This is a genomic window from Bacillus sp. GW821-FHT11D08, assembly GCF_058808515.1.
The window spans coordinates 498,325-512,610 of sequence record NZ_JBXARS010000003.1; the positions used below are offsets into that span (position 1 = coordinate 498,325).

General features: G+C 42.8%; 14 protein-coding genes. All 14 read right to left on the reverse strand.

Annotated elements, in window-relative coordinates; genetic code table 11:
- Positions 1–95 precede the first annotated feature (95 nt).
- The 14 genes from AC1RRX_RS09395 to AC1RRX_RS09460 all read right to left on the reverse strand — a co-directional run bounded on the left by AC1RRX_RS09395 (position 96) and on the right by AC1RRX_RS09460 (position 13,860).
- Positions 96–815 carry a YwaF family protein gene (locus AC1RRX_RS09395; RefSeq protein ID WP_032871662.1) on the reverse strand — a complete coding sequence of 240 codons (720 nt, stop codon included), beginning with the start codon at positions 813–815 and terminating at the stop codon, positions 96–98.
- Positions 816–922: 107 nt separating this feature from the next.
- Entirely contained in the window at positions 923–2,863 is a 1,941-nt protein-coding gene (locus tag AC1RRX_RS09400) for an FtsX-like permease family protein (RefSeq protein ID WP_136803459.1), read from the reverse strand.
- Positions 2,860–3,615 (reverse strand): ABC transporter ATP-binding protein, encoded by a 756-nt coding sequence (locus AC1RRX_RS09405; protein WP_015240420.1) that lies wholly within the window; start codon positions 3,613–3,615, stop codon positions 2,860–2,862. The genes AC1RRX_RS09400 and AC1RRX_RS09405 overlap by 4 nt, the downstream gene beginning before the upstream one ends.
- Before the next feature lie 102 nt (positions 3,616–3,717).
- Positions 3,718–4,722, reverse strand: a complete 1,005-nt coding sequence (locus tag AC1RRX_RS09410) for a sensor histidine kinase (protein WP_032871661.1) — start codon at positions 4,720–4,722, stop codon at positions 3,718–3,720.
- The gene (locus tag AC1RRX_RS09415; RefSeq protein WP_007408814.1) at positions 4,715–5,410 is read right to left on the reverse strand and encodes a response regulator transcription factor; all 696 of its coding nucleotides are present in this window, start codon (positions 5,408–5,410) and stop codon (positions 4,715–4,717) included. Before AC1RRX_RS09415 ends, AC1RRX_RS09410 begins: the two co-directional genes overlap by 8 nt.
- Positions 5,411–5,473: 63 nt before the next feature.
- Positions 5,474–6,784: an ABC transporter permease gene (locus tag AC1RRX_RS09420; protein WP_015240422.1), complete on the reverse strand. Its 1,311-nt coding sequence runs from the start codon at positions 6,782–6,784 to the stop codon at positions 5,474–5,476.
- Positions 6,774–7,469, reverse strand: coding sequence for an ABC transporter ATP-binding protein (locus tag AC1RRX_RS09425; protein WP_007408816.1), 696 nt, complete (start codon positions 7,467–7,469; stop codon positions 6,774–6,776). Before AC1RRX_RS09425 ends, AC1RRX_RS09420 begins: the two co-directional genes overlap by 11 nt.
- Before the next feature lie 15 nt (positions 7,470–7,484).
- Positions 7,485–8,465, reverse strand: a complete 981-nt coding sequence (locus tag AC1RRX_RS09430) for an ABC transporter permease (RefSeq protein ID WP_136803458.1) — start codon at positions 8,463–8,465, stop codon at positions 7,485–7,487.
- A 36-nt stretch (positions 8,466–8,501) separates the two neighbouring features.
- Positions 8,502–9,488 (reverse strand): ABC transporter permease, encoded by a 987-nt coding sequence (locus AC1RRX_RS09435; protein ID WP_144464236.1) that lies wholly within the window; start codon positions 9,486–9,488, stop codon positions 8,502–8,504.
- Between the two features lie 15 nt (positions 9,489–9,503).
- On the reverse strand, positions 9,504–10,490 hold the full coding sequence (locus AC1RRX_RS09440; protein WP_144464238.1) for an ABC transporter permease subunit: 987 nt from the start codon (positions 10,488–10,490) through the stop codon (positions 9,504–9,506).
- Positions 10,484–11,362: an ABC transporter ATP-binding protein gene (locus AC1RRX_RS09445; RefSeq protein ID WP_007613240.1), complete on the reverse strand. Its 879-nt coding sequence runs from the start codon at positions 11,360–11,362 to the stop codon at positions 10,484–10,486. Before AC1RRX_RS09445 ends, AC1RRX_RS09440 begins: the two co-directional genes overlap by 7 nt.
- The gene (gene ytrA, locus AC1RRX_RS09450; RefSeq protein ID WP_003152275.1) at positions 11,355–11,747 is read right to left on the reverse strand and encodes a GntR family transcriptional regulator YtrA; all 393 of its coding nucleotides are present in this window, start codon (positions 11,745–11,747) and stop codon (positions 11,355–11,357) included. The genes AC1RRX_RS09445 and ytrA overlap by 8 nt, the downstream gene beginning before the upstream one ends.
- Positions 11,748–12,094: 347 nt before the next feature.
- Positions 12,095–12,367: a YtzC family protein gene (locus tag AC1RRX_RS09455; protein ID WP_003152272.1), complete on the reverse strand. Its 273-nt coding sequence runs from the start codon at positions 12,365–12,367 to the stop codon at positions 12,095–12,097.
- 395 nt (positions 12,368–12,762) lie between these two features.
- Positions 12,763–13,860, reverse strand: a complete 1,098-nt coding sequence (locus AC1RRX_RS09460; protein ID WP_144464240.1) for an ArsR/SmtB family transcription factor — start codon at positions 13,858–13,860, stop codon at positions 12,763–12,765.
- Positions 13,861–14,286: the final 426 nt, after the last annotated feature.

A 14,286-nucleotide genomic window follows, 5' to 3' on the forward strand; every position in this document is an offset into this window, starting at 1 on the left:
CGCGGACGTCTTTTTTCAACATCAGAATCTGAAAAAAATAATGCCGGAATGTTGAAAAAATTACAAATGATTGGATTCACAAAAACAGGCCGGCCTCATGCTCTTTTCCTCAGCAGCCAAAACAGAATATACAGAATGAAAAAGCTCAATATCACCGCCGCTTCCATTGATAGAAGATACCACGGCCAAGGTCCGAAAACGTTCAGAAGCGAAGCGGTCTTCGGTTTTTTCATTAAATATAAGTAATTTGCATTCAGCACACGATCAATAAAAAAGACACACGCCCCGTACAGATTTACGATCAGCACCGATACCCACAGTCCGCGCGCCGACGGTCTGTACTTTTCTGCAGCGGCCATGAATAGACAGGTAAGAAAAACACAGCCGTGGGAGATGAAAAACACGATGTACCGAAAATGAGGGAAAGAATACGCCCCTAAATCAGGTGTTGCCATCGCCTGTACGGCGCTGCCCAAACCGGCAAAATAGAGGAAGGCGAACAGTTTTTTGCTTTTTGTCATGACCATCAGCATTGCCAAATAGACGGAAAGGTCGCTCAGCTGCAGCGGCAGAGCTGTTTTCAGCGACCAGGCATGATGACAAAGCAGCCATATATGATAGCTGATCTGCGACACGGCAAGGAGAATGAACAGTACATAGCGGAAAACGCGATTCGACCGGCCGTAGTTGAGCTTTTTCCGGAATACGATCACGCCCGCCCCCAGCAATCCGATGATCAACAGCGTGAAAATGTGTTCCTTGGAAAAAAGATGAAAGGCTCCTGTTTCAGATTTCAATTGAAAATACTTCTGCATAAGGCTCCCCCGCGCGAGAAAATGACGTATGTCTATTCTTTTAAAAATCGCTTTCTTCTATTCATACAAAAAAAGCCTCCGCTTATGCGGAGGCTCCTCAACTTGTTTTACAATGCGGATTGAATGACCTTTTTATAGTATAGCACCGACAGCATGCCGAAGATGGAGTACAGCAGCGTATACAGCGCCATGACGATGATCATCGGCGTCCACACTTCCGTTCCGAATAAAAACCATCCTGACTGAACAGCAAAATAGCTGTGGAACAGCCCGAGAACGAGCGGGATGCCGAAATGATACGCCTGCTTCCGGCGGATGCCTTTCAGCAGATCTCCCGTTGTGAAGCCGAGCTTCCGCAATATCGTGTAATCAGCCTTCTCATCCTCACACTCGCCCATTTGTTTAAAATAAAGGATACAGCCTGAGGTGATCAGAAAGGTTAACCCCAAAAAGCCGACAATAAACATGATCAGCCCCATGTTTTTCTTTTGGGTGTCAGCCGTTTCAAATTGTGAAAGCGCACCGTCTGAATAGTGCTGCGCCTGAAACAGACCATCAGCTTTTTGGATGTCCTCTTCACGTTTGAGTGTAATGCCGAAAAACCGATTTGATTTTCCCTGAATGGACGGGTCGATATCTTTCTCGATCCGGTCGAATACCTGCTGCGTGACGATAACGGTCGGCAGCCCTCCGCTTGTAAATGTATATGACAGAAGGAAGTCGTTCTTCAAGCCCTTATACGCCAGCGGTATTTTATCCGTTTTGCCGTTTATATCAATGGAACCCGACGTTTTCAGGTCGAGAAATTTTTTCATCATATCATTATATCCGGTAAACACGGCTTCTCCGTCAGAAAGCTCCGTCCCTTCCGCGTCTTTCTCGCTTATAATCGGCAGCGCCAAGCTGGACGGGTCTTGTTGAAAGCTTTTCATGTCTCCGTTTATGATGTTCTTCATATTGACACCGGCTTGAATGGTCTTGATTGTTTTCACTTTGTGTTCAATTCCGTTTTTCTTCAATAAAGCGGTAAATGAGTCAGTCTCCTTTTGGTTATCAAACGCAAAGTCCGCGGCTGTATTTTGCTCAGCCGATTTTTCCGCGGAATAGTACGAGATATAGCTTAAAGACAGCAAACCGATTGCCAGCGCCGAAAGAGTCGTAATAATCGTCAGCAGGACGGCGTTTGACTTCATCCGGAACATGATGGATGACAAAGAGAGCACTTCACTGACATTCAGATACCCGCCTTTTGATTTCCGGATGAGATTTGCCAGAAAGCTGACCGAACCTTTATAAAACAGATAGGTTCCGATAATGACCGAGCCGAGAATAAACACCATGGCCGAAAACAGTTCATTCATGCTCGTAAAACTGCCTCCGAATAAATCCGCGGACACGGCATAGCCGGCGATAATGGCCGCAATACCGACAACACCGATCGACATCTGCACCCAAGAAAGCCGTCTTATGCCGCTTTCTGACGATGACGCGGTTTTAAATAAAGACAAAATGCTTTGCCGTTTAATAAATAAGTAATTCATCATCATAATCAGCACGTAAATCGCCCCGAACACAATTAACGTCTGAACGAGCGCCTTGCTTGAAAAAAACAGTGAGACAGAGGCTTTCACACCGACTGTATGAAACAGCATCATCATACATAATTTCGAGAGAGAAAAGCCGGCAAAAATACCGATCCAAATCGATCCGAAATACAAAATGAAATTTTCTGTGCTGAGTATGCGGAAAATGTGCATTTTCGTCATGCCGATTAATCGGAATAAGCCGATTTCCCGGCCGCGCCGTTTAATAAAAATGGTGTTGGCGTATAAAAGAAATACCGACACGATCGCCACAAGCAGTACAGAGGCGGCCCGGATTGCCGCCGCTCCTTTTATGGAGCTTTTCATTTCATCAAGCGCCGGATCGTATTGCATCGTGACAAACGCGAAATAAAGGGCGGCGCTGAACACCAGCGCAAAAACGTAAAGGTAATAGTTTTTCATATTCTTTTTCAGGTTCTGGAAGATCAAATGATGAATACTCATGCCTGAATCCCGCCCAATACACTTTGCGTTTTCATAATATCCTGAAAAAAGTCCGGTCTGTCCTGGCCGCCTTTATTCAGCTGTGTATACACACGGCCGTCTTTAATGAAAACCACACGTCCGGAATAGCTGGCGGCAACCGGATCATGCGTCACCATCACAATGGTGGCGCGGCGTTTTTGATTCAGACGGCTGAGTTTATTCAGTAAATCCATGGCAGCCTTTGAATCGAGCGCTCCGGTCGGCTCATCAGCAAAAATAATGCCCGGCTCGTGAATAACAGCTCTTGCGGCAGACGTCCGCTGTTTTTGCCCGCCGGAAATTTCACTCGGATACTTATGTCGCAAATCATAGATCCCAAGCTCCTCTGCCGTCTCGGCAAATCGCAGGTCCGCCTCTTTCTTAGACATTTTCGTAATGGATAACGGCAGGAGTATGTTTTCTTTCACGGTCAGGGTGTCCAATAAATTATAATCCTGAAAAATAAAGCCGAGATGCCGTTTTCTGAATTCGGCAAGCTGCTTTTCTTTCATGGATGTAATCTCCGTCTCATTCAGTTTAATGGTGCCCGCGCTCACTTTATCAATGGAGGAAAGCACATTCAAAAGGGTCGTTTTCCCTGATCCCGACGGGCCCATAATGCTGACGAATTCCCCTTTGTGAATCTGAAGATCAATTCCTTTCAGCACCTCTTGTTTATTCAGCTTGTTTCCGTAGCTTTTTTGGATATTGCCTGCTTCTAAAATCATCACGTTCTGATTCTCCTTTTACATTGGTTATCTTTATTTTAAAAACAGAAGCCGTTTTTTTCGTTTGATTAAGCGAACAAAAGAGAAAAGCATGTGACACTTTTGTCACACGCTGAACATGCTGACGGCATCGTTCTGTTTCGGAAACACCAAGGTAAAAACCGTGCCGCTTTCCGGCTCAGAGCGCACGCTGATCTGGATAAGAAGCGGAGCCGCGGCTTTTTGAGCCAAATACAGGCCCATCCCCGTTGACGCGTGATCACGCCTCATTCGCGTCGAGGTAAATCCCTTTTCAAAAATGCGCGGAAGATCTTTGGGCTCGATGCCGATGCCGCGGTCTTCGATATCCACATGCACCCGGCCGTTTTGTTCATAGCTTTTTACGGTAATGTCATCCGCCTCACTGTATTTGACGGCATTGCTTAACAGCTGCCTGATGATGAAGGAAAGCCATTTTCCGTCACTGTGAACGTCTGGTGAATCAAGCTGAATGTCAAACCCGATCCCTTTTTGTATACACCATGATTGCAGATTTTTAATTTCTTTGAAAACGAGCGGTCTAAGCTGAATTCGCTGGAATGATAAATCATTTTCAATAAAGGACAATCGTTTCTGATGAAGCTGCTGGTCCAGGAGATGGTGAATCCGCAGCCATTCATACAGCAAAGGGGCTTTCAGCGGCTGTTCATCAAGGCGCTCGATCATGAGATGCATCGCTGTCAGCGGTGTTTTGACCTCGTGAATCCATGACATCAGATCGTCCTTTTCATGCTCTGACGCCGCCTGAAGGTGAAGTGAGCTTTTTCTTAACTGCTCTGTCTGCCCTTCAATGCTTTCTTCAACGATAGACTCAAACGGACTGTCAGGCGCTTTAAGGTAAGACATGTCTAAATTGGCGTCCCACTCTCTTAAGCTTTTATAATAGGCGGTCTCTTTACGATAGCGGAACAAGAGAAATACAAGAAACACAAGAAGAGACAGGTAAACGAAATACAGCACCGAAAAAAACGGAATAGACGGATCAATATATGCCGCAAAAAGAAGCACAGCCTGCTGCAAAAGAAACATCGCGATCCAGCTCTTTCTTTCGAGCAGAAATGATTTAATCATAAAGACCGTCTTCTTCCTTTGCGATGTATCCCTGCCCCACCTTGGTTTCAATCATTTTCCCGATGCCTAATTGATCGAGTTTTTTCCGCAGCCGGTTGACATTCACCGTCAGCGTATTATCACTGACGAAACGCTCATCATTCCATAGGCTTCTGATGAGTTCTTCCCGGCTGACGATTTTATTTTTCTGCTCAGCCAGCAGTTTTAAGATCAGCATTTCGTTTTTGGTCAGCTCGACCGAACCGTTTTTACGGCTTACCGTGTTGGTTTCTGTGTCAATGACCGCCCCGCACCATCTTTTCATCAGCGCAGGTTCTGTACCGTATTGATGCACACGGCGGAACACCGCCTGTATTTTCGCGATTAACACATCAAAGTGAAAAGGCTTCTGAATAAAATCATCTGCCCCGAGCTGCATCGACATGACCATATCCGCGGGATGATCGCGCGAGGACAAAAAGAGAATCGGCACGTTTGATAGGGAGCGTATCATTCTGCACCAATGAAAGCCGTCAAATTTCGGCAGCTGTACATCAATGATCACCAAATCAGGCTTAATTTCGGAAAACTCCCGGATGACCCGGCTGAAATCTTTTATTCCGTGCACCGCAAATGACCAGCCCGTTAATCTCTCTTTCATCTCATGAAACAAAGTGTTATCATCTTCTATTAACAAAATGTGAAACATGGTATCCGCCCTTTTCTGATAGATAGAGGAAAAACCGGCTGATGTCCAGCCGGCTTTTTTCCTTTACAGTTCTCTTCTTAATGCAGTCAGAACGTTGGTTTTTGTCGCTTTGCGGGCCGGATTCATACCGGAAATCACCGCGACCCCCGCACAAATGACAACTGCGATCACAACGAGGCTGAGCGGGATATAGGAGAAGGTATAATGAAGATCTTCGGCTCCGGTGTTTCCCCCTACCGCTTTCAAAATAACCGGCACAGCCAGATTGACGGCAAAACTCACTCCGTAAGAAATGATAATCCCGATGACAGAACCTAATATCCCGATATAGGCGCTTTCCATCAGGAACATTCTGCGGATGATGGACGGGCTTGCGCCAATTGCTTTCATAATCCCGATTTCCTGCGTTCGTTCCGTCACCGCCATCGTCATCGTATTGAAAATACCGATGGCAGAAATCACGACGGCGATAAAGCCGACAAAGATCAGGCCGATTTTAAAGACAAGGAAAAAGGTGTTGACGCCCTTCAGCTCGGTAGTGACAGATCTGACATAAAAGCCGTCATCCGTGAGGTCATGGGTAAGCTGATCGACATGATCGAATTTGTCCGCATACACATTGATGCTTTTTTCCGCATTTCCATTCTTCAGATCCAAGAATGTTGAGAAGTCTTTCTTGAATTGATCACTCACAAAAATATTTGTATCCTCCATCCAATCTTGGGACGGTTTTTTTGTAATTCCGACTACTTTGAAGTCGTATGTTTTCGTTTTCTCAACGTCTCCGTCTTTGTTTGTTTTGGAGATGCTCAGCTGTATCGTTTTATTAAGCAGGTCTTTCGTATAGCCTTTTGGTTTTTTCACCTCCGACATGTCGCCTTGGTGATCATTTAACTCTTTGTCGTAAGCGTCAGCCTCTTTTTTCGTCAATAGGTTCTTCGCAAAATCATAGCCGACCACGATTTCATTCTCTGTACGGGCGACTCTTCCCTGATCAAGCTCCATATTGGCTTTGACTTCATCGTTCATGTTTGTCAGCACAATGGCTGAATCTTCATTTGTTCGGTTTCCCAATGACGCTTTGTTCGGTTCATACACTTGTGTTCTTTCAACGACAGACTTGACATTTTTATACTTTTCCAAGTCTGATTTCTTCACGGCTTTTCCGTTCTCTTGGCCGAGCACATTGATTTCCGTAACAATCTGCTGGCTCATCGTAATGTCTGTAATCGTTTTTTGGATGCCGAATCCGACGGAAGCCAGCACCACTAAAAACGCGCACGCCATTGTCGTCGCCAGCACCGTCATGAAAACACGCAGCCGGTTTTTCTTCATATTTCTTCTGATAAAGTGAATCTGATCCTTAAATCTCAACAGTAACGCCCCCTTTTAATACACCGTCATGCAGCTGGAATTTTGAATGCGCGATCGAAGCGACTTCATCGTCATGCGTAATGATGACAAATGTAATCCCGCGCTCCCGGTTCAGCTGCTGAATTAATGCAAGCACCTCAAGTTCCGTTTCTGAATCAAGGCTTCCCGTCGGCTCATCAGCTAAAATAATTGACGGATTTAAAATCAGGGCTCTTGCGATACTGACACGCTGCTGCTGGCCGCCTGACAGCTCATTCGGATAATGATTCGCATGATTCTCAAGTCCGACCCGTTTCAGCATGTCCGCGACTTTCTGCTTGCGTTCAGACGGTTTGACGCCTTTTAAGGCAAGCGGCATTTCAACATTTTCATAGGTTGTCAGACTCGGAATGAGCTGAAAACTTTGAAAAATAAAGCCGAAATGCCCAAGGCGGAACTGCGCCCACTCTTTTTCACTGAAGCCCGTCACATCAGTGCCGTTAATGACGATACGGCCCTTCGTCGGCGCTATGTATCCGGATATTAAATTCAGAAGCGTTGATTTTCCTGAACCGCTCCGACCGACGATACAGGCAATTTCCCCTTTTTCAACGGTCAAAGAGACATCCTTCAATACCGGAACCTCACTCTCTCTGCCTTTCCTGCCGATTTTAAATGAATGATCAATATGCTGTACTTCTATCACGTACACCACTCCCCCTTATATCTGTTTCGTTTTTTTATAGATGAAGTAATAACTGATGAAAAACCCGATAACCGCGCCGATAAGCATGCCGAATATGTAACCGGTATACGAACCGTTATAAGCATATCCGCATACCCCCGCACTTCCCAGCATACTGAGCACCATGACGAGCACTTGAATGGTGCGTTCAATGTGTTTGCTTAGGATAAAATGTCCGCTTCGTTCACTCGGCATTTTCAGGAAATTCACATAGCCGAATAGATAGAAACAACATCCCATTAATGCGGAGATTAACAATGCGTGTTTCATGTAATACATCCATGATGTATGGATGTAAGCGGCAGGCATGAAATAGATCAGAAATCCGCTCCAAGGGAAATCAATATCCGGCACAGCCTGCCTGCCAAAAAGGAACTCAGCGTTTAACAGGTAAATCGTCATAACCACGATCGGAAAGACGGAAACCGTGAACGCTGTGATCAGCTGCGCCGCTAAATTGCCCGTTATCGTGCCGGCAGCTGTCACTAATGCATAAATCATCAAGCTGATGACCAGCACCCCTGCGCTGAATGATTGAAAATGATGGACAGCGTCAGGTTTAAGCACTAGAAACAATATGTCAGATACTCCGCAAGAAACAAATTGCGAGCCGGCTAACACGGCTGCTCCCAAGAAAAACTTCGTATGAAATATCCGGCTTCTTGAATACGGAAGACTCAGTGTAAACATCCTTTCAGCCCGGCCTCCTCTTATCAGAAAAAGCCCCATCATAACCGGAGGAATGAAATGAAGCCCAATCAAATTCCGATTGCTGTAATCAATGCTGAACGTACAAACTGAACCTGAATATTGATGAAGCGCACTCAAACAATCCTTATAGTGAAAATACTCATTTATAATTGCCAAAGGGCCTAAAATAGCTAAGAACCCCGCTGTAAGGAGCAGCAGCGTCTGCCGCTGCTTCCATTCTTTATAAAGCAAACCGCTAATCGGCACCTTGCCTTCCTCCAAACTGTTCATTTTCAAACAGATCTACATATGCTTTGACTTCCTGTAAACCGTAAAATAACTGATGAAAAACCCGATAATCGCGCCGAAGATAATGCCGGCTAAATAGCCGAACATCGTGTCTGTGACCCCATATCCGAAAACGCCGAAACCCATAACAGCAAAGGCAATCACCAAGATCTGCACCGGCCGGTCCAATTTTCTCCAAAGAAAGAATCTGCCGTTCCGTTCATTCGGATGTTTCAGAAAGCTGACATAACCGATCAGATAAAAGACAAGGCTCATCACAATCGGAATGATTAAAATCAAATCCCTTTCTCTGATCCAGTCGTTAAACACATATCCAATAGGGGTTACAAATATAAAAAGACGGGATTCGATATAACTGCTGATAAAAGAAAATTGATCTCCGACACTAAAATCGAATACGACCTCCAAATTCGCGGCCGGCAGACCGATGAGTAAAAAGGGCAGAACCGTTACTGTAAACGCCGTTAACAGCTGGGCGAATATCTGTCCCGTTAATGCGCCGGATGCCATTAACAAGGCGTAAGCCATAAAACTGATGACAATCATTCCGATTGAAAAATGATCAAAATCGTACGTATGGCTCGGTTTCAGCAAAGATATCAGCAATGACGCCGCTCCATAGCCTATCGCCTGAGGAACAACAATGACTGCCCCGCCGAGCCAAAATTTCGTCTGAAAGATTTGGCCTCTGCTGTAAGGCATGCTTAACAAGGCATCCATCGTTCCCTTTGTCCGTTCCAAGCCTAATAAGAAGACAGCAATGATGACACTTACACTCCAGCTGAAGGAAAGAGGCGACCCATTCGTATAATTGACAACGAATTCACAATCTTGAAGAGCTGGGTTATTCAAACATTCTTGATATGTTGAGTAGTTGTTATAAACCATAAAAGGGTTTGCCGCCATTAAAAGAATGCCGCTGCATAAAAACAACCACTGATTTTTTTTCCATTCTGTGTACAACAATCCCCGCGGTATCATTCCGGTCCTCCTCTCTTACACATGCTTCGTTTTTTTATAAATCACAAAATAACTGACCAAAAATCCGATCGCTCCTCCGACCAGCATCCCGGCCACATACCCTGTCATCGTCTGTCCCGTCGAGTACCCCGCCAGGCCAAAACCGAGAACGGCGATTATGATCACCACAATCTGAATGGGCCGGTCAAGCTGTCTCCAGAGAAAAAAACGGCCGTTCCGTTCCACCGGCTGCCTGACATAGCAAAAGTACCCGATGGCATAAAATACAATGCTCATCACTGCCGGGATGATTAATATATACTTGCTGGCAGATACCCAATCTGTATCAATGTACATGATCGGATTCAAGTATTGAAAAAGATTGTATACTTTGATATAAGCATCGACTGACGGCATCAGCTCATACATGCCGGCTCCGAAGATGACTTCTACATTGGACAGCGGCAGCGTAATAATCAAGTAAGGCGCTATCGACACGGCAAACGCCGTTAACAGCTGGGCGAACGTATTCCCCGTTAAGCAGCCTGCGCTCGCAACCAATGTAAAAGCCAAAACACTCACAATAATCTCTCCGACGCTGTAATGGTGGAAGAAATATACGCGCTCAGGCTTTAACAGAAGAATAAGCAGCTCAGCCAGCCCGTAGCCGATCACCTGAGCGCCGGTAATGACCGCCGCCCCGAGCCAAAATTTAGTGCGGAACACCTGAGCGCGGGAATAAGGCAGACTGAAAAGCGTATCAATCGTTCCTTTTGTGCGCTCCAGTCCGAATAAGCAAACCGCCAAAATGACAGCGGGCGCCCAGTTTAAGTTCAGCATTCCGCTATCCAAAGAATTCACATAAAAGTTACAATATGCTTCCGGGGTGTCCAGACAGCCTTGATAAACCAGATAGGTATTTAACACTTCAAATGGATTGACCGCCGCTAAAAAAATGCCGACCATCACAAGAACAGTTCGATTCTGCATCCATTCCCTGTACAGCAATCCCCTGTCTACCATCTCCGGTTCCCTCCAAACTTCGCGATGAAAACTTCTTCTAAGTTCACAGGAAGCTCGTTCCATACTTTCGGCTGCAGCTCTTGCAGAAAATTCTTTTTCTTTTCATCGTTCTTTTGAATCAGCACCGTATAAAACACACCGGCATGGTCGAGAATCGGTATGTTTTGTTCTCTGATCTTCAAGGCGACGTTTTCTTCAAATGCCATTTGGATTTTCATGTACTCTTCCTTCATATCATCCAAGTCCATCACATTCGTCAGCTGATTTCCTTCCAAAAACCCGATCCGGTTGCACATTCGCTCAATATCTTCTAAACGGTGTGAGGTAATCAGAATGCTCGTTTCCCGTTCAGCCACTTCATCCACCATAAGCTGAAGCACATCATGACGCGTTACGGCGTCAATTCCGTCCGTCGGTTCATCCAAAAGGATAAGAGCCGGGCGTGAAGCAAAGGCAAGGACGAGCGCAAGTTGTTTTTTCAGGCCTGTCGATAATTCACGGTATTTCTTCGTTTCCGGAATGCCGTACCTGTTCATCAGCTCATTGGCGTAAGTCACATCAAAATTCGGATAGATTCTGCTTACAATCGCAACAAGCTGTTTATATGTATACTTGTCATAAAAAGGATTTTCAACAGGCATATAAATGATGTTCTGTTTTACTTTCGGATGCCGCTTTATTTCCACCTGATTAAATAAAACCGTCCCTTGATCCGGCAGCAGAATCTGCTGAATGAGCCGGAGCAGTGTTGTTTTCCCTGATCCGTTTCGTCCGAGCAGCCCGAAAATTTCCCCTTTTCCGATGGTGAGCGAAATATCCTTGAGCACTTCTTTACCGTCTATCGTTTTTGAGAGATTCCGCAATTCAATCATGATCCTTGCCTCCTTTCACATCAGCGCTGATTTCCTTTATCCATTCCTGCAGCTTCTCCAGCTCAACTCCCGCGTAATGGGCATCGATGATGAGCTGTTTCAATTGCTCTTTTATCATCGTCATCTTCCCTTCAACCAATGTCGTTTTTGCATTCTCCGATATATACGTTCCTCTTCCCCTCAGCGTTTCAATGACACCATCGCGTTCGAGCTCCTTGTACGCTTTGCTGACTGTGTTCGGATTGGCGATAATGATCGTTGCCAATTCCCTGACAGAAGGAAGTTTATCCCCCGGCTTCATGATCCCTTTTAAACAAAGCTCTTTCAGTTGCTGTATGATCTGCTCATAAATCGGAGTTGAGCTTCTCGGATCGATTTGAATCATTTACTTCCCTTCTTTCTTTTACGAGCTGCTCTCTTTCTTTAAATGTTCTGCCATTGAAATCCGATGACGACAAGAACGACAAACAGACTGCTGGCCAAAACCGAGGCGGCGATAATAAGAGGCACATCTTGTTTTACGGATCTTTTGTTTTTCATGAAAGTTCCCCTTCCCTATGCTTAACATTTATATGTCGATTTCATTTTTTGAGTGTTTTATGTGTATTACATCAAGTAGTACACGTAATACAATAAACACACTCCGCCCTATTGTCAATTCTTTTTTAAAAAAAATACAAAAAAACCCGCCGGGATTCCGGCAGGTTTGCTGAACCATTTGAAACGGCGCGGTCAGTAATCAAAATTACGCTGCAAAATCATATTGTTTTGCAAGGTCTGCAGCTGCAATCTCATTCGATAAAGCTGCTCTCTTTGCTGATCATTCGCAGATAATGACAGCTTGTTTAATTCATTCACCGCGTTTTCAAGCATCATTTGCGCTTCACTGTACTCATTATCATTATAATGCTCTTGTTTTGAAGCGGTCATAAATTGCTCATTCGCAAATTCATACGCCTGTTCGCTTCTTTGGAGATGTTCATCTACTGATTGTCTTGTTGCCATTAAACAGTCCTCCTATTGATAATGTCATATCAATAGTATTTCTTATTCCAAATAAATTCTCACAAGAAATATCAGGTAATTCATACACAAGACAGAGATGGTATAAAATACGATTAAATGTAAAACTTAATCAAGACAGAATTAACTCTTTATAAAAATCCTTCATTTTAGAACGATAACTTAATTCTTCTTTTATTAAAAACATTAAAATTTTCCCACATCACTCACAAGATTTTCGGTTCGCTTTAAATTGTTCACCATCAAATTATCTTTTTTGTGTAAAACACCCAGGATTCATCATATTTTTTAGGGTATCCAATTCATTAGACGATCTGTTTTTATTAGCTTTAATTATCATCCCGAAACTAACACCAACTATAAAACCAAAACCTTTTTTACTCATCCCCGTCTAAGCCTGGAACAGCTTTAAATTTTTTCAACAAACCGTTCAAAAGAGAATCGAATTTTGAAGAATTAAGATAATAGTATGTTTTATTTTGATTTCTCGTACTCTCAACTAAACCTTGCAACGTCAAAATTCTCATATGGTGTGAAATCGTTGCGTTGGTTAAATTTAGCTGTTCAGCAATCTCATTAGCATACATTTTTTTATGACTAAGTAAGATTAATATCTTGAACTTACTTTTATCCGATAAAAGCTTCAAAAAATCAATGATGTGATTAATCTCAGCTTTCTCTAATGTATTTTCAAAAATTTTATCAACTTTATAACCAAGTCCAACATAAATGTTATCTTCACTTTTCGTAATAGTTGCAGTGTAAGGTAAAAGCGTTGGATATATATTAATATAATCACAAGATAAGTATTCCTTACCTTTTAACGAACTGATTATCTTTTTTGGAAAATCCATATTTATGTTTTTTACTTGATTCATCCACTCATCTCTAAATTTAATTAAATTATAAATCGCCTCGTTAAGATAACCATTCACCGACATTAATTTGCTGCAAAATTGATCTACATAATTTTTAGGAGATTTCATTACCTTAAATATAATCCACTTGTATTCGGGCTTTATATTAAGATTATTAAGTAGCTCAAATAAACTTTCCCTGTCATTTAAATACTGTTGGGTAGATGTTTCGGTTTTAAGATCTCCTTGTAAATAAATTAGAGACTCTAAAATATTTTTTCTTATCTCTTCTTCTGTAACTGCAGACAAATAATCAATAATTTCAAAAAAATCTTTCGTATAAATTTGTGGTATTTTAAAAAAGGTTGTGGCTAAACAAAAAATATTTGCATTCCTAACATCTTTGTAGTCGCAAAAGCTGCCAAAATAAAAATTTAAAAACTCACTATCTAACTCTTTTATTCTTTTAAGATCATCTAGTAATACAAAATATTCATTATCTAAATTTAACCCCAATTTGGTTGTATAATCTTTGAAAAATTCCTCGTGTTTCAAGAATAGAATAGAGGATATCTTGTCAAAGAATTCTGAAACACTGTTATTAATTATTAACCGCACTTTTTCACATCCCCTAAAGTCTTTTTCCACAAGGAAAACGTTGTACTATCTTCATGCCAGACATTTTACATTTTTAATATTATCAATTAAAAGGGAACTTTCAAAGAATAATCATTTCTAATTTTAAAGAATTTTCCTTTAAGCACATACCTGACTGAGCATTATCATGAGCAGTCCTAGATTTATTAGACTTGCCTCACCTTTTGCTAAGTGTTCTCCTCATGTCACACTCTTCAGAAATCCTTCATCATCTCAGCTAGTTTACAGGTCAATTTTAGCTCTTATTGAGTTATTTCAAGTTACAAAATTGTTGAATTATAAAAATATGATTTCGAGAAAAGTGGATGAAAAAACAATTTATGAATAATATTGACACCTCTTAAGATTACATTTATCATGTTTTTAGATATATATCGAATTTAAATT